Below are 18,032 nucleotides of genomic sequence, written 5' to 3'. Positions count from 1 at the left end.
GCGCCGCGCACCAGCAATGGAGGCCTCCGGAATGAGTTTCCAGGATCGGTATCGACCGGACGCCTATGAAAACGCTAGACCCTCTCCCTGGCCGCTGGTCGGCACCATCCTCGCGATCGCAGCCGTGCTCAGCCTCTTTGCCAAGGCGTTCTCCGGCGGCTGAGCAAGACTCTCCGCGAACCGCGTCATGACTCCCGCCCGGCGCATCGAGGCGGTAGACGTCGCGCGCGGACTGGCTCTCGCCACGATGGTGGTCTACCACCTGTCCTGGGATCTGTCCTGGTTTCGCCTGGTCGACTGGCCGGTCGACCAGCATCTCGCCTGGCGCGCCTTCGCCGCAGCCATAGCCGGAAGCTTCCTGTTTCTAGCCGGGGTCAGCCTCGTCCTTGCCCACGGCGACGGCGTGCGCTGGAAGGCCTTCTGGCGGCGCGAGGCCGTGATCGTCGCGGCTGCCGCGGCGGTGTCGCTGGGCACATGGGCGGCGCTCGGTCCGGCGCTGGTCCGCTTCGGCATCCTGCATTGCATCGCCGCGGCGAGCCTGATCGCCCTGCCCTTCGTGCGCCTGCCCGCCGTGGCTGCCCTTGCGGCTGGCGCAGTGGTGCTGTCGCTGCCGCTGTGGGCCGGCGGCCCCGCCTTCGACGGCCCCTGGCTGCTGTGGACCGGGCTCGGGCACCCGGGCGTCTCGAGCGTCGACCACGTGCCGCTGGCACCCTGGGCGGGGGCGGCTCTGCTCGGTGTCGGCGCCGCGCGTCTCGGCCGGAGCCAGTTGGAACGCCTGCGCGCCTGGCGGCCCGCCGGCGTCGGGCCCGCGACGCTCACGCGCGCCGGGCGCCATTCCCTCGCCGTCTATCTGCTGCATCAGCCGGTGCTGTTCGGCGCCCTGTGGGCCGCCTCCGCGGCCGGGCTGACCCCGGACCGGGCGTCGGCCGAGTTCGTCGACACCTGCAGCTTCACCTGCATCCTCGCCGGCGGCGAGGAGGCGGCGTGCCGGCGCACCTGCCGGTGCACCTTCGAGGCGCTCGGCTCCGATGGTCTGTGGCAACGCCTGCTCGACGATCCCGAGGATCCGGACCTGCGCGAGGAAATGAACCGCCGCTACGCCGCCTGTTCCCTCACGCCTGACCGGTAGGGGATCACTCGGCATCCGTCGGCCAGACCTCCGGCAGACCGGCAGCGAAGCGATCCGCGCTTTCGAACCGGAGCCTCGCATAGGCCCCGAAGTCGGTCGCCGGATTGCCGGCAGCCTCCTGGTCAAGCGCCCACAGCGCCGAGATCGTGGCGCACAACGCCTTGAAGCCGGCGAGGCGGTCTGCGGCCGGCACCCACCCCGCCGCGGCCGCATAGGTCGCCAGCATGGCCCGCTCGGCACCGCCGTCGAGGCCGCATTCCAGCGCCGCATAGGCGAGGTCCCAGGCTGGGTCGGCCATGGCGGAATATTCCCAGTCGATCAGCACGATCCGGCCGGCCGCGACCAGCACGTTGCCCGCGACGAGATCGCCGTGAGACGGCACCGTGCGGCCGGCACCGCATTCCATCGACCGCGCCAGCCCCTCCATCCGGGCGATCAGCAGCCCGGCTCCGGCCGGCAGGGCGGCATGTCGGCCGACCTCGGACGCCAGCCGCCGCAGGATCTCGCGCGGGCCGAACCGTCCGCGGAACGGCACGGTCGCGCCGTGCAGGCGCCCGATCGCCGTTCCGAGCCGTGCGGCATCGGCAGCGCGGGCCTCTCGCGGGCGCTCGGCCAGCGGTGTCGCCGCCTCCACCGCGCGCACCAGCATCACGCCCCGCCCGGGATCCGCGTGGACCACGGCCGCGCCGATCCCGCACGCCTCGGCGATGCGTGCATTGTGGAGTTCCGCCTGCCGGTCGATCCGCCCGGCGTTCTCCGGCCGCTCGACCCGCAGGATGAACCGGCCTTTTGCAGCCGTCAGCCGGAACACGCGGTTGGACAGACCTGCCAGCGGCTCGATGTCGGCGACCGCCCCGAGCGCCGCGCGCACGGCCGGCTCGGCGCAGAGGGACAGGACATCGTCGTACCGGGTCTTCATTCGCCGCGCACACTCCGTTAGAAGACACTGGGCGGGAACGCCCAGCACGAGCCCTCCGCACCCCGTCCCGTTCAGGCCCTTCGCACCGCCTCGTCCGGTCCCGCCGGGGCGGTGGACGGCCCGGCCGGCCGAACCCCGCTCAAGACCAGGAGCCTGCCATGACCGGCCTGCCCGCGCCCCACATCGTCATCACCTATTGCCGCCAGTGCAACTGGATGCTGCGCGCCGCCTGGATGGCGCAGGAACTGCTGTCGACCTTTGCGGAGGACCTGGGCGCCGTCACCCTCGTGCCCGGCACCGGCGGAACCTTCGTCATCACCTGCGACGGAACGCAGATCTGGGACCGCACCGTCGACGGCGGCTTCCCGGAGGCCAAGGTCCTCAAGCAGCGTGTGCGCGACCTGGTCTGGCCGGACAGGGGCCTCGGCCACGCGGATCGCTAGCACCGGGCACTAACTCTGACGATCAACGTCGGAAACCGTCGCGGATGCGGACGAGTTCGTCGCCGAGGCGGCGGAACTCCGTCGCGCGCGGCGAGGCTTTGCGCCAGGCGAGCACCATCCGGCGCGGACAGGCGCCGTCGAGCGGCACCAGCGCCACGCCCTGACCGTCGGCGACGCCTGCGTCGATCGCGACCTGCGGCAGCAGGGTCGCCCCCAGACCCTCCGCCACCATCGCGATCAGCGTCGGCAGGCTGGTCGCCTCGAACGAGCGATCCTGCACCGGCCCGCCGGGCTCGAAGGCCGACAGGGCATGGCGCTGCAGGCAATGTCCCCTGGCCAGCAGCATCAGGTGCATGTCGGCGATGTCGGGCCCACGCAGAATCTGCTTGCGGGCGATCGGATCGTCCGGTCGCACGGCCAGCTGGTAGCCGTCGGCAAACAGGAACTGCACCTCGACGTCGCCGACCTCGTAGGGCAGCGCGATCAGGATCGCGTCGAGGCGGCCCGCGCGGAGGTCCTCCAGCAGGTCGTCGGTGGTGGCCTCGCGGAAGAACAGCCTGAGATCGGGATAGTCGTCGCGGATCGCCGGCACGACGCGCGGCAGCAGGTAGGGCGCCAGCGTCGGAATGGCGCCGAGATGCAGGTCGCCGGACAGGAACCGGGTGTTCGCGGCGGCGTAGTCTTACCTCAAGATCCCGGTCAACCGCTTCGGGTCGAAAGTGCAGCCTGAATGCCCCTGAACGGAAGGAACCTGCCATGAGCACCAGAAAAGCCAGCCTCGACACCCTCCAGAAGGCCGTGGCGATGGAACTGAGCGCCGCCCATCAGTACCAGTTGCACGCCCATGTGCTGAAAGACTGGGGGATCGACCTGATCGAGCGCATCGGAGAAAAGACCTACATTGCCAAGCACATGTCGGTCGGCGAACACCACGAAGACTAGGCCGTGGCCCCATCGCCACCCGGTCCTTCGTGGCTCCTGCCTGCCGGTCGGCGCGCCTCCCCGCCGGCCGGCAGGCAGGTCATTCCGTCACCGAGCGCTTCGACCGTGTCCTGGTCCGGGCCGGCCGACGTCGTCCATCGAGAAGCCTATGCCGCGCCCGGCCAGCCAGCGCGCGAAGCGCTCGACCTTCGTCTCCAGCGAGCAGGTCGGCGGCAGGGCGTCCAGATCCGCCTGATAGGCGGCCAGCAATTCCGTCTGCCGGGCCTCGTCCAGATCGGACCATGGCGTCAATCGCTCCGCACCCGGTTCGTCGTTCATGCCCATGCTCTTCTGCGTCCCTCGCGATCCCGTGGCGCGACGCTACGTCTTCGCGCTTGCGGCGGCACCACCGCAAATCGCCGCAGCGCGGTGGCGTTCCGTTAACCCCGTTGCGCGATTCCCTCCCGCTGCATCCCGCGACTCAGGATTGCTTCACCCCCCCGGCGCATGCTGGTGACGAGCGCATCGATGCGTTCGGCCCGCACGGGAAGCTTCCGCTTGCCGCCGACCGGACGCAGCAGGCAGGGGACACGGATGCACCGCGAGACCAGACTGGCCAAGCCGGAGGCCATGGAGCCGCTCGACCTCGGCGGGCCGCGGTCGCGTATCAGCCTGCGCCATCTCGCCTATCTCGCCGTCGCCGTGCTGCTCGCCGGCGGCGTATTCGCCATGACCTGGCTCCTGCTGACTACGACCCGCAGCGCCGACCGCCTCGCGCTACATCACGAGCAGGCGCTGGTGCGCGAAGCGCTGAAGCACGAACTCGCCCTGCTCGCCCGCGACCAGACCTTCCTTTCCGTCAGCGACCGGACGGTCGAGGCGGTGCGGGCCGCCCGCCTCGCCCCGGCCGAAGCATCGGACATCGCCCGCCGGATGTGGCTGGATTACGACCACGACTGGACGCTGCTCCTCGACGCCGGCGACGCGCCGCTGCTGGTCGCCGCCGAGGACGAGGTCGTGCCGCCGGCCGCAGCGGACCCGGTTCTGGCCGTCGCGCGCGATCTCGTCGACCGTGCCCGCGCCGGCTATGCTGCCGTCCGCCGCCCGGCCGCCGAAGGCTACCGCGTCCGCTATGTCGACAAGGGCGAACTGGCGCCGATCTACGCCACTGACGTGCGCGCGGTATCCGGCATCCCGGCCTTGGTCGGCGCCATGGCGGTGGTTCCGGACACCGACGCCGTCACCCTGCCCGACGGGCCACCGGGCGTCGTCGTGTCCGTGCGCCTGATCGAGCCGAGGCTTCTCGCAGGTATCGCCGACACCTTCCTGCTCGACGGCTTCCGCTACACGGCCGACGCCGCCCCGAGCTCCGCGCATGTGCCGGTCGCCATCGACGGCGCACCGCCGATCGGCGCCTTCGCCTGGACGTCCGCCGCTCCCGGCAGCGCCATCCGCGTCGCCGTCGGCCCGCTCGCCGCCGGCCTGATGATCGCGTTCCTTGCCCTTGGCTGGGCGGCGGCGCGCAAGCTCGCCGAACGCTCGCGGGCGCTGGAGGAGAGCGAGCGGCGCAACCGCCACATGGCGCTGCACGATTCCCTCACCGGGCTCGGCAACCGGGTCTATTTCGGCGAGAAGCTGGATGCCGCCCTGGCCGCCTGCCACGCGCGCCCCTGCGCCGTGCTGGCCATCGACCTCGATCGTTTCAAGGCGGTCAACGACAGTTTCGGCCACGACGCCGGCGACATGGTCATCCGCACCGTCGCCCGCCGCCTGCAGCAGGCGCTGTCCGGCTCCGGCCTCGTCGCCCGCACCGGCGGCGACGAGTTCCTCGCCCTGGTCACCGAGACGGTGGAAGAGAGCCACATCCGCTGGCTGTGCGACACCATCATCGAGGAGGCGACCAAGCCGATCCCGGTCGGCGGCGGCATCGCGCGCATCGGCGCCAGCATCGGCTGGGCGCTGGCTCCGCGCAACGGCGACACCGCCTCCATGGTCCTGCGCATGGCCGACCAGTCGCTCTACCGCGCCAAGGAAGCCGGCCGCAACATGGCCGTGTTCATCGAGGACCTGTACCGCGAGCAGGCCGGCACCCGGAATGCGGAGCCGGTCCTGCGGCCTCCGGCATCCGGACGGCGCAGCGCCTGAGATCCCGACCGGTCATCGGCTCAGGGCCGCGAGCCCCCGGCGCAGCGTGTCCGCGTCGGCCTCAAGGCCCGCCTCCAGAGCCTCGTGCAGCGCGCGCCAGACCGGCAGTGCGGCGGCGAGCACCGCCTCCCCCTCGCCGGTGAGCCGCAGACGCTTCTCCCGCCGGTCGTCCGGATTGGCCGCCACCGTCACCCAGCCGCGTCGGGCGAGCGGCTTCAGCGCCGCCGTCAGCGTCGTGCGATCGAGGACGAGCAGCCGCGCCACCTGCCCCATCGTCGGCGGCTCCGGCCGGTTCAGCGCCATCATCAGCGAGAACTGCTGGTTGGTTAGGCCGAACGGCTGCAGCGCCGTGTCGAAGCGCCGCGCCAGCGCCCGCGCCGCCCGCTGGGCATGCAGGCACAGGCAGGTGTCGCGAACCTGCAGGGTGGTGGGGAAGGGAATCAGGGGAGCATTTGACATGATTCAATTATGTTGATATCAACTTTTCTCGTCAATCCGTACAAGTGCGGAACCCGATCCCCACCGCCGCCCCGGACCGGCAGAAAGGCCGAGACGATGATGCAGCCCTCGACGCCCCGCGACGAACACCGCTTCCTGCAGCGCCTGGTCGGCGACTGGGTCGTCACCGCCACGACCGGCCATGCAGAGTACGATCCTTCGAAACCGGACACGCGCTGGACCGAGACCGTCCGGTCGGTCGGCGACCTGTGGGTCGTCGGCGAGAGCGCGGGGCCGATGCCCGATGGCAGCCGCGCGACCATGGTGATCACGCTCGGCTTCGATGCCGCGCTTGGCCACTACGTCGGCACCTGGATCGGCTCGATGATGGATCGCCTGTGGGTCTATCGCGGCTGGGTCGAGCCGGACGGCCGCACCCTGACGCTCGAGGCGGAGGGACCGGATTTCGACGACCCTGCGAAGACTGCCGTGTATCGGGATGTCATCGCCTTCGTCGACGATGACCACCGCCGCTTCTCGGGCTCGGTCCGCCGGCCCGACGGCAGCTTCCAGACCTTCATGACCCACGACTACAGGCGCGCCTGACCCAGCCACGAGGAGAGTGCGATGCAGGGGACGTTCATCTGGTACGAGCTCATGACCTCCGACCCGGCCGCCGCCGCCGACTTCTACGGCAAGGTGGTCGGCTGGCAGGCGAAGGACTCCGGCATGGCCGGCTTCGACTACACGATCTTTTCCGTTCCCGGCTTCGACATGGGCGTCGCCGGCATGATGGCGCTGACGCCGGAAATGCGCGCGCAGTCCATCCCGCCGAGCTGGATCGGCTATGTCGCCGTCGACGACGTCGACGCCAAGGCAAGTGCCTTCGCCGCCGCAGGCGGCGCGATCCTCAAGACACCGGAAGACATCCCGTCCATCGGCCGCTTCGCCGTGGTCGCGGATCCGCACGGCGCGGCGCTCTGCCTGTTCAAGCCGTCTATGCCCAACGGCCCGATGCCGCCGGAGCCGGAACACGGCACGCCCGGCACCTTCGGCTGGCGCGAGCTCTATGCCGGCGACGGCGCGCAGTCCTTCGACTTCTATGCCGGACAGTTCGGCTGGGAGAAGGACATGGCCGTCGACATGGGGCCGATGGGCGTCTACCAGTGCTTCGCCCTCGGCGGCAGGCAGATCGGCGGCATCATGACCAAGCCTCCCGAGATGCCCGTGCCGTCCTGGAACTATTACGTCACCGTCGAGGCGATCGACGCCGCCGCCGGGCGCGTGACCGCCGCCGGCGGGCGTGTCATGCACGGCCCGCAGGAGGTTCCCGGCGGCAGCTGGATCGTCAACTGCTGCGACCCGCAAGGCGCCATGATCTCCCTCGTCGCGCCCAAGCGGTAAGCAGAGGCAGGCCGGGACGGTCGCTCGACCGATTGCGTCGACGAGCGGCCGTCACCCTCCGTCCGGACAGGCGCCGATCGCCGGAACAAACCGGATACGGCCTCTTTCCTCCCAGGCGGACTCGGCCCATATTGGCGCTATGGCCCGCACACCGACCTCCCGCCCGCCCCAGCACGCCGCCCCGGACAGTGCCCCGGACAGTGCCCCGGACATCGACCCGGACATCGACCCGGACGCCCCGGATACCACCTCCGGCGCTGCGGACGGTTTCGGCGAGGCGCCGCAACGCGCACTGTCCGGCGCGCCGCTTTCAGGCTCCGTCGCCGACTGGGCACGGGAGATCGCCGCCGAGGCGGACGTACCCGCACGCAAAGGCAACTCGGTCCGGGCCGAAGCTCCGCACGCCCGAACGAACGACGCGCCCGATGGCGCACCCCGAGGCAGGACGGCAAGCGGAAGCGGGCGCTCGTCCGCAAGCGCCAAGAAGGAAAAGCCGACGAAGTCGGCCCGCGGCACCTCCATGGGCAAGGCCGACACGGCCCGCGAACGGGCCGCCGGCGGCCTCAATCCGGTCGCGGGCCTCGACATCTCGCTGGAAGAGGCCGAGCAGCTCGAGCAGCGGCTGAAGCAGCACCAGAAGGACACCAGGAAGAAAAGGAAGGACAGCAAGTTCGGCGAGCTCGGCGGCAATCAGGGCGCCACCGCCACCGTCGCCGCCCTGTCGGCGCTGATCGAAAGCGGCAATCCGCTGCACAAGAACGGCGACATCTGGGTGCCGCACCGGCCGGAGCGGCCGGCCAAGTCGGAAGGCGGCGTGCCGATCAAGCTGGTCTCCGAATATGAGCCGGCCGGCGACCAGCCGACCGCCATCGCCGAACTGGTCGGCGGCGTGGAGAGCGGCGAGCAGACCCAGGTGCTCCTGGGCGTCACCGGCTCGGGCAAGACCTACACCATGGCCCAGGTCATCGCCCGCACCCAGCGCCCGGCGCTGATCCTGGCGCCGAACAAGACGCTCGCCGCCCAGCTCTACGGCGAATTCAAGAGCTTCTTCCCGGACAATGCGGTCGAGTATTTCGTCTCTTACTACGACTACTACCAGCCGGAGGCCTACGTCCCGCGCACCGACACCTACATCGAGAAGGAATCCTCGGTAAACGAGCAGATCGACCGCATGCGCCACGCGGCGACGCGCGCCCTGCTCGAACGCGACGACGTCATCATCGTCGCCTCGGTGTCCTGCATCTACGGCATCGGCTCGGTCGAGACCTACACCGCCATGACCTTCGCGCTGGAGGTCGGCGAGCGCATCGACCAGCGCCAGTTGCTCGCCGACCTGGTCGCGCTGCAGTACAAGCGCAACGACGCCGCCTTCCAGCGCGGCAGCTTCCGCGTGCGCGGCGACACCGTCGAGCTGTTCCCGGCCCACTACGAGGACCGCGCCTGGCGCATCTCGCTGTTCGGCGACGAGGTCGAGGCGATCACCGAGTTCGACCCGCTGACGGGCAAGAAGTCCGGCGAGATGAAGTCGGTCAAGATCTACGCCAACTCGCACTACGTCACGCCCAAGCCGACGCTCGCCCAGGCGATCAAGTCGATCAAGGCCGAGCTGAAGACCCGCCTGGACGAGCTCAACGCCCACGGCCGCCTGCTCGAGGCGCAGCGGCTGGAACAGCGCACGATCTTCGACCTGGAGATGCTGGAGGCGACCGGCTCCTGCGCCGGCATCGAGAACTACTCGCGCTACCTCACCGGCCGCGCCCCCGGCGAACCGCCGCCGACCCTGTTCGAATACCTGCCCGACGACGCGCTCGTGTTCATCGACGAGAGCCACGTCACCGTGCCGCAGATCGGCGGCATGTACCGCGGCGACTTCCGCCGCAAGGCGACGCTGGCCGAATACGGCTTCCGCCTGCCGTCGTGCATGGACAACCGGCCGCTGCGCTTCGAGGAATGGAACGCCATGCGGCCGCAGACGGTCTGCGTCTCGGCCACGCCCGGCAGCTGGGAGATGGAGCAGTCCGGCGGCGTCTTCGCCGAGCAGGTCATCCGCCCGACCGGCCTGGTCGACCCGCCGGTCGACATCCGCCCCGCCTCGTCGCAGGTCGACGATCTTTTGGGAGAAGTGCGCGCCGTCGCCGCGAAGGGGTATCGGACCCTCGTGACCACGCTGACCAAGCGCATGGCCGAGGACCTGACCGAATACCTGCACGAGAACGGCGTGCGCGTGCGCTACATGCACTCCGACATCGACACGCTGGAGCGCATCGAGATCATCCGCGACCTCCGTCTGGGCGCCTTCGACGTCCTCGTCGGCATCAACCTCTTGCGCGAGGGCCTCGACATTCCCGAATGCGCGCTGGTCGCCATCCTCGACGCCGACAAGGAGGGCTTCCTGCGCTCCGAGACCTCGCTGATCCAGACCATCGGCCGCGCCGCGCGCAACGTCGACGGAAAGGTGATCCTCTATGCCGACACCATGACCGGCTCGATGGAGCGCGCCATCGCCGAGACCAACCGCCGGCGCGACAAGCAGCTCGCCTACAACGCCGAGCACGGCATCACGCCGGAATCGGTCAAGCGCTCCATCGCCGACATCCTCGACTCGGTCTACGAGCAGGACCACGTCACCGTCGACGCCGGCTTCGCCGAGGCGGGCAGCCTGGTCGGGCACAACCTCAAGGCCCACATCGAGAGCCTGGAAAAGCGGATGCGCGAGGCCGCCGCAGACCTCGAATTCGAGACCGCCGCGCGCCTGCGCGACGAGATCAAGCGCCTGCAGGAAACCGAACTGGCGCTGGCCGACGACCCGCTGGCCCGCCAGGAGAGCATCGACGACCGGACCGGCGGCTACCGCGGCGACAAGAAATACGGCGCCGGCGGGACCAAGGCCGGCGCCAGCGGCAAGAAACGCGAAACCGCCGCCGACCGGGCAAGAGCCGCAAAGTCCAGGAACGCGGCAACCGCAGGCCTGTCAGGGGAAAATGGTCCGGGCCAAGGGCCCGCAAGCCAAACAGGCGCCGCGCCTGATGGCGCGCCCTCGCGGAGGACAGGGAGCGCCAGCGACCGCGCGCCCGTGAGCGCAAACCAGAGCTCTGAAGAGGTCCCTTCCCCAAGCTCAAAGGTCCGAAAAAATACCCTCGACGAGATGACCGTCGGCCGCACCGAGGTGCCGCTGTCCGACAAGCCGCTGCCGAAGAAGCCCGAGGACGACGTCAAACCGGTCGTGCGCGGCAGGATCGGCGTGGGGTCTTACGAGGATCCGGCGGAGGAACGGCAGAGAAGAGGCCGGCCGAAGAAGAGCGGGCGTCCGGGGCGGTAACAAACGCCGATTACGAATCCAGACATCGGCGCGAGCCTCAGCCAGCACCGTGTTCTGTTCGCAACGCAGTGCCTTATCCAACATCTCCTGAAACGAGTGGACCCCGGATCGGGTCCGGAGTGACGACTGAGTATGTGTCGTGACCGCGCCCCTTGCCCCAACGGTCATCCCGACTTGATCGGGACCTGCCCCGGATCGGGCCCGCCCAATTCGAAAAACTTATCCCCCCGCCGCGCCGGCGCCCCTACACTGGCCCCATCTCGCCCCCTTGCGGGACCGTGCGACGGGCCGTCCGTTCGCGGCGGGGCGGGATCGGAAGGGTGCTGGTGCGCCGGGAAAACGGGCCCGGCGTGCCGGTGCGGTGCAGGAGCGCTGGCTGCGGAGCAGTCCGCGGCCATACTGCCTACCCGGAACTGGCCTGACTGCAGCGCCCGCAAGGGCGTGAAACGGGCCTGACCGGCCGGCCCCGGGTCACCTCCAACCTTCCGGGCAAGGCGCTGACGGCGCTGCCGAAGAAACAGTTCACTCATGCTGCGCAGGCAGCAACGGATGCGCCTTGCCGCTCCCCGACATCGCCGCTCCGTCACGGGGTGCGGCGCTTTCGGCGCTGGCCGCTCCCTGCCATCCCCCCCCGACCCGTTGCCTCCCCGGCCCATTCCCCGCCTCGCGCGGCCACTCGCACGATCGTGAGCGATCCGCCTGCCCCGGCCGCGCGTAGGCGCCGGTTGTGACTCACCGTCCGCAGAGGGATGCCATGCCAGGACCGATCCGGATCGTTGCCGTCGTTGCCGTCGTTGCCGCCCTGCTTCTCGCCTCCGTTTCCGCGCGGGCCGACATCGGCCCGGCCGCCCGCCTCGTGCCCGCCGCCGAACTGGTCGGCAAGGGCCGGCTGACCTTCCTCGGCTTCACCGTCTTCGACGCCGAACTCTACGCCCCGCAGGGCGACTACGAGGCCGGCCGGCCCTTCGCGCTCAGGCTGACCTACCTGCGCGCCTTTTCCGGCGCGGCCATCGCCCGCCGCTCGGCCGAGGAAATGCGCCGCCAGGGCACGCGCGACGAGGCCCGGCTCGCCGACTGGGAGCGCCAGATGCGGGCGATCTTCCCCGACGTGGCGCCCGGCACCTCGATCACCGGTGTGCGCACCGCCGAGGGCCATGCGGTGTTCTACGCCGGCGGCCGGCGCCTCGGCGCGATCCGCGACGCGGAGTTCGCCCGCCGCTTCTTCGCCATCTGGCTCGGACCCGACAGCCGCGAACCGGCCCTGCGCGCCCGCCTCGTCGGGGCCCGCTCGTGAGCGCGCCGGCGCCGCATGCCGCAGCGCCGCCGACACGGTGCGCGCTGGCGCGCCACGGCGCCATGGCGCTGCCGCTCGCCTTCGCCGGCCTGCCGGTCTACCTGCACGCGCCTGACTTCTACGCCACCACGCTCGGCCTGCCGCTCGCCGGCCTCGGCGTCGTGCTGCTCGCGCTCAGGGCCGTCGACGCCCTGCAGGATCCGCTCATCGGCGCCCTCGGCGACCGCTTCGACCGCCGGCGTCCGGCGATCCTGGTCGCCGGTGCCGCGCTGCTCGGCGGCGGCCTGTGGCTGCTGTTCCATCCGCGCACCGAGGCCCCGCTCGCCTGGTTCGCGCTGGCCGTGTTCGTCTGCACCACCGGCTTCTCGGTGGTATCGATCAACCTGCAGGCGCTCGGCGGCCTGTGGCGGGTGGACATGCGCCAGCGCACGCGCATCGCCGGCTGGCGCGAGGGTCTCGGCCTGGTCGGCCTGCTGCTCGCCGCGCTCGCCCCCACGCTCCTGGACACCGGCGGCGGCAAGGTCGAGGCGTTCCACCGCCTGACGCTGGTCTATCTGCCCGTCCTCGCGTTCGCCACCGCGCTGCTGCTGCGTTGGCTGGCGACCGCGCCGCTCGACCGGCCGGCGCCGGGCGGCCCCGCCCTGTCCTGGCCGAGCCTGCTCGGCGATCCGTGGCGGCGGCACTTCTTCGCCGTGTACCTGATGAACACCGTGGCCAGTGCGATTCCGGCCGTGCTGGTGCTGTTCTTCATCCGCGACCGCATCCAGGCGGAGCACCTGACCGGCTTGTTCCTGCTCGCCTATTTCCTCTCGGGCGCAGCCTCCATGCCGCTCTGGCAGGTCGTTGCCGCCCGGCTCGGCAAGCTCGGCGCCTGGGCGGCGTCGATGGCGCTCGCCGTCGCCACCTTCGTCTGGGCGGCCCTGCTCGGTCCGGGCGACACCGCCGCCTACGCCGCCGTCTGTCTGCTGTCGGGCCTCGCCCTCGGCGCCGACCTCGCCCTGCCGCCGGCGATCCTGGCCGACCACATCGCCGCCACCCGCGGCCAGGCCGTCGCGGGTCGGCTCCATGCCGTGCTCGCCTTCGTCTCCAAGGCGGCGCTGGCGCTGGCGACCGGCCTCGCCCTGCCCGCCCTCGGGCTCGCCGGCTACCAGCCGGGCGCCGCTGTCGACTCGTCCAGCGGCCTCGCGCTGGCGCTCGCCTATGCCGCCCTGCCCTGCGCGCTCAAGGTCGCCACGCTCGCCCTGCTGCTCGCCCGCCTGGAGCGCCTGGCCGTGCACCACCGTCCGGCCGGCGAGGCGGCAACGCCTTGATTTCGCCGGCCGGACGGGCAATGGCTGACCCACGCCGCCCGTCGCAAGGTCAGCATGCCCATGTCGATCCGTCCGCCGAAACAGCTTTCCGATGCCGCGCAGGATCCGCTCGCCGCCGCACTCCAGCACGAGGCCATGGCGGAGAAAGCGGGCACGCTGGCACGCCTGACCGGCAAGCTGGAGGCGGCACTGGCCGCGCTCGCCGAGACCGAGGCGCGGCTTGCCGCCGCCGGCGACGATGTACCGCGGCTCGAGGCACGCCGCGAGGAACGCCTGGCTCTGGCCGGCGAGGCGCTCTGGCACGTCGTCATTCAGCGCGAGCTGTGCGGCCTGCGCCGGCACGGCGCCTTCCTCGACCACATGGGCGTGCCGAAGCCCGTGCGCCTGCGCATGGGCCCCGCGGTCATCCCCGCCAAAGGGTGACGGCGCGCCGGTCGCTCTTGAATCGAACGCTGCGGAATGGTCTCTTGGACGCAATTTTTCGCGTGAGTCGCATTTCGGGCATCCGGGTCGTCCTGCCATACGGCCGGGACGCCCGTCGGGGATGGAGCGGGGGCCTGCGATTGCGCTTGCGCGACGGGTGCCGGCACATGTATTTGCACGGGCCGTGGGCCTGGAGTCAGGCAATGCAGTCAACAGAACAACAAACCGGTCACCGTCGCACCTGGGTCCGTATCGCGACCGCGCTCGTCGCCTGCAGTGTCATACTGACCGCTCTCGTGCCTTTGGCGCCGGACGTGCAGGCCGCGTCCTACCGGCTCGTGCCCGAGGGCAACCGCAACAAGGCGCAGCCCGAGATCCCCTTCGCCTCGGCGCGCCGCACTGCGGCCAGCAGCTCCAGCTACGACGCCAAGTTCCAGCGCGTTCTGGCCGTGCTCAGGAGCGACCGCCAGCTGATCGCCGACATCAAGCGCGTCGCCGCCCGCTACAAGATCGACCCTATCCACATGATCGGCGCCATCGTCGGCGAGCACACCTACAACTACGACACGCTCGACAGCGCCCAGAGTTACTACGTCAAGGCGCTGTCCTATGCCGGCGTTCCCCTGCGTTTCCAGTACAACGGCGAGCCGGTCAGCCAGTTCGTGCAGCGGCCGCAGTTCGAGCGCTGCCGCAAGAATGGCCATGACGAGGACAGCAATGCCCTGTGGACCTGCTACGAGAACACCTGGAACGCGACCTTCCGCGGCAAGACCGTCGACGGTACGCGCTTTCCGCGGCTGAATTTCAACGAAGCCTTCTTCCAGCCGCTGTTCGCCGGCCAGAGCTTCGGTCTCGGCCAGCTCAGCCCGCTGACCATCCTCAAGATGACCGACAGCGTCGCGCGCCAGAGCCGGTTCAAGCGGCTGAACGCCGACGACGCCCGCGAGGTCTATCAGGCGACAATGGATCCGAACATCTCGCTGCACTACATGGCGGCAATCATCCAGGATTCCATCGAGGCCTACAGGGTCACCGCGCGGGTCGACATCTCCGGCAATCCCGGCATCACCGCGACGCTGTACAATCTCGGCGACCCGTGGGGCCGGGCGGCGCGCTTCCGCGCCTCGGGCAATGCCTGGCCGCAGGAGAACTACTACGGCTGGCTCGTCAACGACCGTCTCGAGGATCTGAAAGGCCTGCTGTGAGACGCCAGGCGCGCCCGCGCTCAGCGCAGGAACGGATTGGTCTCGCGCTCGTGGCCGAAGGTCGAGGCCGGGCCGTGGCCGGGCAGGAAGGACACGTCATCGCCGAGCGGCAGCAGCTTGGTCACGATCGAGCGGATGAGCGTGGCGTGGTCGCCACCCGGCAGGTCGGTGCGCCCGATCGAGCCTGCGAACAGGACGTCGCCGGAAATCGCGAAGCGCAGCTCGGCGTCGAACAGGACGACATGGCCCGGGGCGTGGCCTGGGCAATGCAGGACGGCGAAGCTGCGCCCCGCGATCTCGACGCTGTCGCCCTCCTCCAGCCAGCGGTCCGGCTCGACGCTGCGCACGCCGGCGACGCCGAACTGCCTCGCCTGCTCCTCGACCCGCGCGATCAGCGGCCGGTCCGCCTCGTGCGGCCCCTCGACCGGCACCGCGAGCGCCTCGGCAAGCTCGGCCGCCCCGCCGATATGGTCGATGTGGCCGTGGGTGAGCACGATGCGCTCGACCGTGACGTCGTATTTCTTCACGGCCTCCAGGATGCGGGCCACGTCACCGCCCGGATCGACCACCGCCCCCTTGAGCGTCCGCGGATCCCAGATCAGCGAACAGTTCTGCTGAAAGGCCGTCACCGGAATGACCGCAACCTGGATCGGCGGCAGATCAGTATCCTCGGGGGACCGGGTGGCATTGGCCATCGTTTCGCTCCGCATCGGCATGAAAGTGCTTGCGCCCTGAGTATCCCGCCCCGACCGAAGGGGCAAGCCGCCAGGAACAGGCCCCGGCCGGCGGAAGCGGCTGGTCACGCTCCGTCCTGTGGCTATCTGGCGGAAACCGTCAAGCCATCGCTTGGTAATCGGCCGCCCTTTTCGTAAAAGAGAAAATCGCACGTTTGCTACCCCCTGTTCGGACAGCCTGCTCCATGTTGCCGCGCCGTATCCTCCTTGGCACTCTGGCCCTTGCGATTGCCGCGCTGTCGGCCGGCGATGCGACCGCCGACGCGCGCGACATCCCGAAATGGGGCGTGTGGACCGGCGGTTGCGGCAACACAGGCATGTGCTCGGTATCCGCCATCGTGCGCAGCCAGTCCGCCTGGATCGACGTGCGCATCGTCCGCGACTGGCCGGCAGCGGCAACGCCGCTGCTGCGGATCACGGCCAACGCGCCCATCGCCAAGTCGGGCACGATCCGGTTCGCCATCGACGGCAAGTCCGTCGACGAGATCGAGATCGCGCAACTGCGCGAGGCGCAGACGAGCATTACCCCGCCGCCTGGCTTCCGGCCGATCGGTGGCAACGGCCTGTGGTATCCGGCCGGACCGGCGACGCAGGCGATGATCGCAGCGATCCGCGCCGGTGCGACGCTGACCGTGACCCTGCCGCTGGCCGGACAGGAGGTCTCGATCGACGTCCCCGCCGCCGGTCTCGCGGATGGCCTCGCCTGGCTTGACGACCGCCAGCAGCGCACCGGCACCATCACGGCCCTGGTCGATCCGGGTTCCAACGTCCCCGCCGATGCCCCGCACGGCCAGGCGATCCTGTCGCCTGACGCCCTGCCGCCGCAGGTGCGCGCTGCATGGGACGGCAACCGCTACTGCTCCGACATCGACCCGACCGTGTTCGCCAGCCTGGACGCCGTCGCCGCGCCGCTGGGGACCGACCGTACCCTCTACCTGCTGCCGTGCGGCGCGCCGACCGCCCACAACGCGGCCTTCGTCGGCTTCGAGGTGCGCGACGGCGAGGATATCAGGCCGATCTCGCTGGCGCGGATGTCCGATAAGGGGCCGATCGCAACGGATCTGATCTACAATGCCAGATGGCATCCGGGGCGGCTGGAGATCGAAGCGCTGTACAAGGGCACCGCGCGCGGCGACTGCGGCACCTGGAACCGCTGGCAGTGGACCGGCGCAACCTTCGCGCTGGTCGAGGAGGCCTCCAAACCGGTCTGCGACGACATCGTCGTCCCGCTCGCCGACTGGCCCCAGACATGGCCCCAGACATGGGCGCTGCCCGTTACTCCATCCAGACAGGAATGACAAGGATTCGCTTGCCGAATTATGGCCTCCGCCGCTATTATGCGATCGCGGCGGACTGGATCGGGTTGCAGCAGTGTTGTTTCACCCCAATACCATGATGTTGGCAGGTGCAGATCCTTGGGCTGCATAGAACATCCGCATCACGTTGCGGGAAGATAGGAATGGGTCGGTGCCGTCCGTGGCGGCACGCAACTAAGGTGATTCAGCAATGCACGATGGCGATTCGGACCGGCGGTCGCGCGGACGGCGCGGCGGCAAGCGTGAGTTCGGCGGTCCGCAGGACTTCGGCAGCGATTTTGGCGGCGGTTTCGGCGGTGGTGATTATGGCGGTGGCCATCGGCCCGGCGGCTACGGCGGTCGTGACGAATACGCGTCCGGCGATCGGGACGGCGGCAGCCGTTACGGCGGCGGCCGCGAAGGCGGCGGCGGCTACGGCGGCGGTGGCGGCGGTCGCGAAGGTGGCGGCGGCTACGGCGGCGGCGGTGGTCGCGGCGGCGGCTACGGCGGTGGCGGTGGCGGCTACGGTGGCGGTCGCAGCGGCGGTGGCGGATACGGCGGCGGCGGAGGAGGTCGCAGCGGCGGTTACGGCGGTGGCGGCGGCGGTCGCTTCGGCGGCGGCGGCGGCGGCGGCGAAGGGGACGGCGAAGGCTTCCGGCCTCGGCGTCCGCGTCCGGAATTCGACGGTCCGGTCGAACGCGGTCCGCGCCAATCCGGGACGGTGAAGTTCTTCAAGTCCGACAAGGGCTTCGGCTTCATCACGCCGGACAATGGCGAAGCCGACGTATTCGTCCATATTTCGGCCGTCGAACGCTCCGGCTTCACGACGCTCGACAGCGGCCAGCGCGTATCCTTCGAGACCGAGCCGGATCGGCGCGGCAAAGGCCCGAAGGCCGTCAACCTCCAGGCCCTGGAAGGGGAAGCTGGCGGCGAGAACGAAGACAGCGACGGCTACGACGACTGACCTTCCCGGACAGTCGTCCTGAGGGAAAATCATCGGCGGCCCCGAAAGGGGCCGTCTTTGTTTGTTGCGAATACCAATGACCGACCGTC

18 protein-coding genes and 1 pseudogene are annotated in these 18,032 nt (G+C 70.2%); 14 read left to right on the top strand and 5 right to left on the bottom strand.

What is annotated here, in order from left to right; translation table 11 throughout:
* Positions 1-31 precede the first annotated feature (31 nt).
* Positions 32-163: a hypothetical protein gene (locus SL003B_RS23960; protein ID WP_277914618.1), complete on the top strand. Its 132-nt coding sequence runs from the start codon at positions 32-34 to the stop codon at positions 161-163.
* Positions 164-187: 24 nt separating this feature from the next.
* Positions 188-1,129 (top strand): heparan-alpha-glucosaminide N-acetyltransferase, encoded by a 942-nt coding sequence (locus tag SL003B_RS06295; protein ID WP_013651989.1) that lies wholly within the window; start codon positions 188-190, stop codon positions 1,127-1,129.
* A 4-nt stretch (positions 1,130-1,133) separates the two neighbouring features.
* On the opposite strand, the gene SL003B_RS06290 is transcribed toward SL003B_RS06295, so the two are convergent.
* Positions 1,134-2,048: a choline/ethanolamine kinase family protein gene (locus SL003B_RS06290; RefSeq protein WP_013651988.1), complete on the bottom strand. Its 915-nt coding sequence runs from the start codon at positions 2,046-2,048 to the stop codon at positions 1,134-1,136.
* 158 nt (positions 2,049-2,206) lie between these two features.
* Here SL003B_RS06290 and SL003B_RS06285 point away from each other — a divergent pair, with 158 nt between their 5' ends.
* On the top strand, positions 2,207-2,491 hold the full coding sequence (locus SL003B_RS06285) for an Rdx family protein (RefSeq protein ID WP_013651987.1): 285 nt from the start codon (positions 2,207-2,209) through the stop codon (positions 2,489-2,491).
* A gap of 22 nt (positions 2,492-2,513) precedes the next feature.
* Here the strand turns inward: SL003B_RS06285 and SL003B_RS06280 are convergent, their stop codons facing one another.
* Positions 2,514-3,134, bottom strand: a complete 621-nt coding sequence (locus SL003B_RS06280; protein ID WP_277914622.1) for a hydrogen peroxide-inducible genes activator — start codon at positions 3,132-3,134, stop codon at positions 2,514-2,516.
* Positions 3,135-3,247: 113 nt separating this feature from the next.
* On the opposite strand from SL003B_RS06280, the gene SL003B_RS06275 reads away from it, so the two are divergent.
* On the top strand, positions 3,248-3,433 hold the full coding sequence (locus SL003B_RS06275) for a ferritin family protein (protein WP_013651985.1): 186 nt from the start codon (positions 3,248-3,250) through the stop codon (positions 3,431-3,433).
* A gap of 87 nt (positions 3,434-3,520) precedes the next feature.
* Here SL003B_RS06275 and SL003B_RS06270 read toward each other — a convergent pair whose 3' ends face one another.
* A complete protein-coding gene (locus SL003B_RS06270) occupies positions 3,521-3,751 on the bottom strand; it encodes a hypothetical protein (protein WP_148259260.1) in 231 nt (76 codons plus the stop codon).
* A 255-nt stretch (positions 3,752-4,006) separates the two neighbouring features.
* On the opposite strand from SL003B_RS06270, the gene SL003B_RS06265 reads away from it, so the two are divergent.
* Complete coding sequence (locus tag SL003B_RS06265; protein ID WP_013651983.1) at positions 4,007-5,557, top strand: diguanylate cyclase domain-containing protein; 1,551 nt, start codon at positions 4,007-4,009, stop codon at positions 5,555-5,557.
* 12 nt (positions 5,558-5,569) lie between these two features.
* Here the strand turns inward: SL003B_RS06265 and SL003B_RS06260 are convergent, their stop codons facing one another.
* A complete protein-coding gene (locus tag SL003B_RS06260) occupies positions 5,570-6,016 on the bottom strand; it encodes a MarR family winged helix-turn-helix transcriptional regulator (RefSeq protein WP_013651982.1) in 447 nt (148 codons plus the stop codon).
* Between the two features lie 96 nt (positions 6,017-6,112).
* Between SL003B_RS06260 and SL003B_RS06255 the strand changes: the two genes are divergently transcribed.
* The 7 genes and pseudogenes from SL003B_RS06255 (at position 6,113) to SL003B_RS06225 (ending at position 14,950) form a co-directional block, all read left to right on the top strand.
* On the top strand, positions 6,113-6,601 hold the full coding sequence (locus tag SL003B_RS06255; protein ID WP_242390339.1) for a DUF1579 domain-containing protein: 489 nt from the start codon (positions 6,113-6,115) through the stop codon (positions 6,599-6,601).
* A 21-nt stretch (positions 6,602-6,622) separates the two neighbouring features.
* The gene (locus tag SL003B_RS06250; protein ID WP_013651980.1) at positions 6,623-7,399 is read left to right on the top strand and encodes a VOC family protein; all 777 of its coding nucleotides are present in this window, start codon (positions 6,623-6,625) and stop codon (positions 7,397-7,399) included.
* A 748-nt stretch (positions 7,400-8,147) separates the two neighbouring features.
* Positions 8,148-10,307: pseudogene (gene uvrB, locus SL003B_RS23800) on the top strand (excinuclease ABC subunit UvrB); the annotation flags it as partial.
* Positions 10,308-11,472: 1,165 nt separating this feature from the next.
* On the top strand, positions 11,473-12,012 hold the full coding sequence (locus SL003B_RS06240; RefSeq protein ID WP_013651978.1) for a chalcone isomerase family protein: 540 nt from the start codon (positions 11,473-11,475) through the stop codon (positions 12,010-12,012).
* The gene (locus SL003B_RS06235) at positions 12,009-13,322 is read left to right on the top strand and encodes an MFS transporter (protein WP_013651977.1); all 1,314 of its coding nucleotides are present in this window, start codon (positions 12,009-12,011) and stop codon (positions 13,320-13,322) included. The genes SL003B_RS06240 and SL003B_RS06235 overlap by 4 nt, the downstream gene beginning before the upstream one ends.
* Positions 13,323-13,382: 60 nt before the next feature.
* On the top strand, positions 13,383-13,745 hold the full coding sequence (locus SL003B_RS06230; RefSeq protein WP_013651976.1) for a DUF6665 family protein: 363 nt from the start codon (positions 13,383-13,385) through the stop codon (positions 13,743-13,745).
* A 296-nt stretch (positions 13,746-14,041) separates the two neighbouring features.
* On the top strand, positions 14,042-14,950 hold the full coding sequence (locus SL003B_RS06225; RefSeq protein ID WP_242390338.1) for a DUF1402 family protein: 909 nt from the start codon (positions 14,042-14,044) through the stop codon (positions 14,948-14,950).
* Positions 14,951-14,970: 20 nt separating this feature from the next.
* Here SL003B_RS06225 and SL003B_RS06220 read toward each other — a convergent pair whose 3' ends face one another.
* Positions 14,971-15,645 carry an MBL fold metallo-hydrolase gene (locus SL003B_RS06220; RefSeq protein WP_013651974.1) on the bottom strand — a complete coding sequence of 225 codons (675 nt, stop codon included), beginning with the start codon at positions 15,643-15,645 and terminating at the stop codon, positions 14,971-14,973.
* A 224-nt stretch (positions 15,646-15,869) separates the two neighbouring features.
* Between SL003B_RS06220 and SL003B_RS06215 the strand changes: the two genes are divergently transcribed.
* The gene (locus SL003B_RS06215) at positions 15,870-16,982 is read left to right on the top strand and encodes a DUF1176 domain-containing protein (RefSeq protein ID WP_013651973.1); all 1,113 of its coding nucleotides are present in this window, start codon (positions 15,870-15,872) and stop codon (positions 16,980-16,982) included.
* Between the two features lie 208 nt (positions 16,983-17,190).
* Complete coding sequence (locus SL003B_RS24160; protein WP_013651972.1) at positions 17,191-17,943, top strand: cold-shock protein; 753 nt, start codon at positions 17,191-17,193, stop codon at positions 17,941-17,943.
* Positions 17,944-18,032: the final 89 nt, after the last annotated feature.

The sequence above is a fragment of the Polymorphum gilvum SL003B-26A1 genome (genome assembly GCF_000192745.1).
Taxonomy (GTDB): Bacteria; Pseudomonadota; Alphaproteobacteria; order Rhizobiales; family Stappiaceae; genus Polymorphum; species Polymorphum gilvum.
The sequence above is the reverse complement of the archived record's forward strand: the minus strand, read 5'-3'. Positions and strand labels throughout refer to the sequence as shown.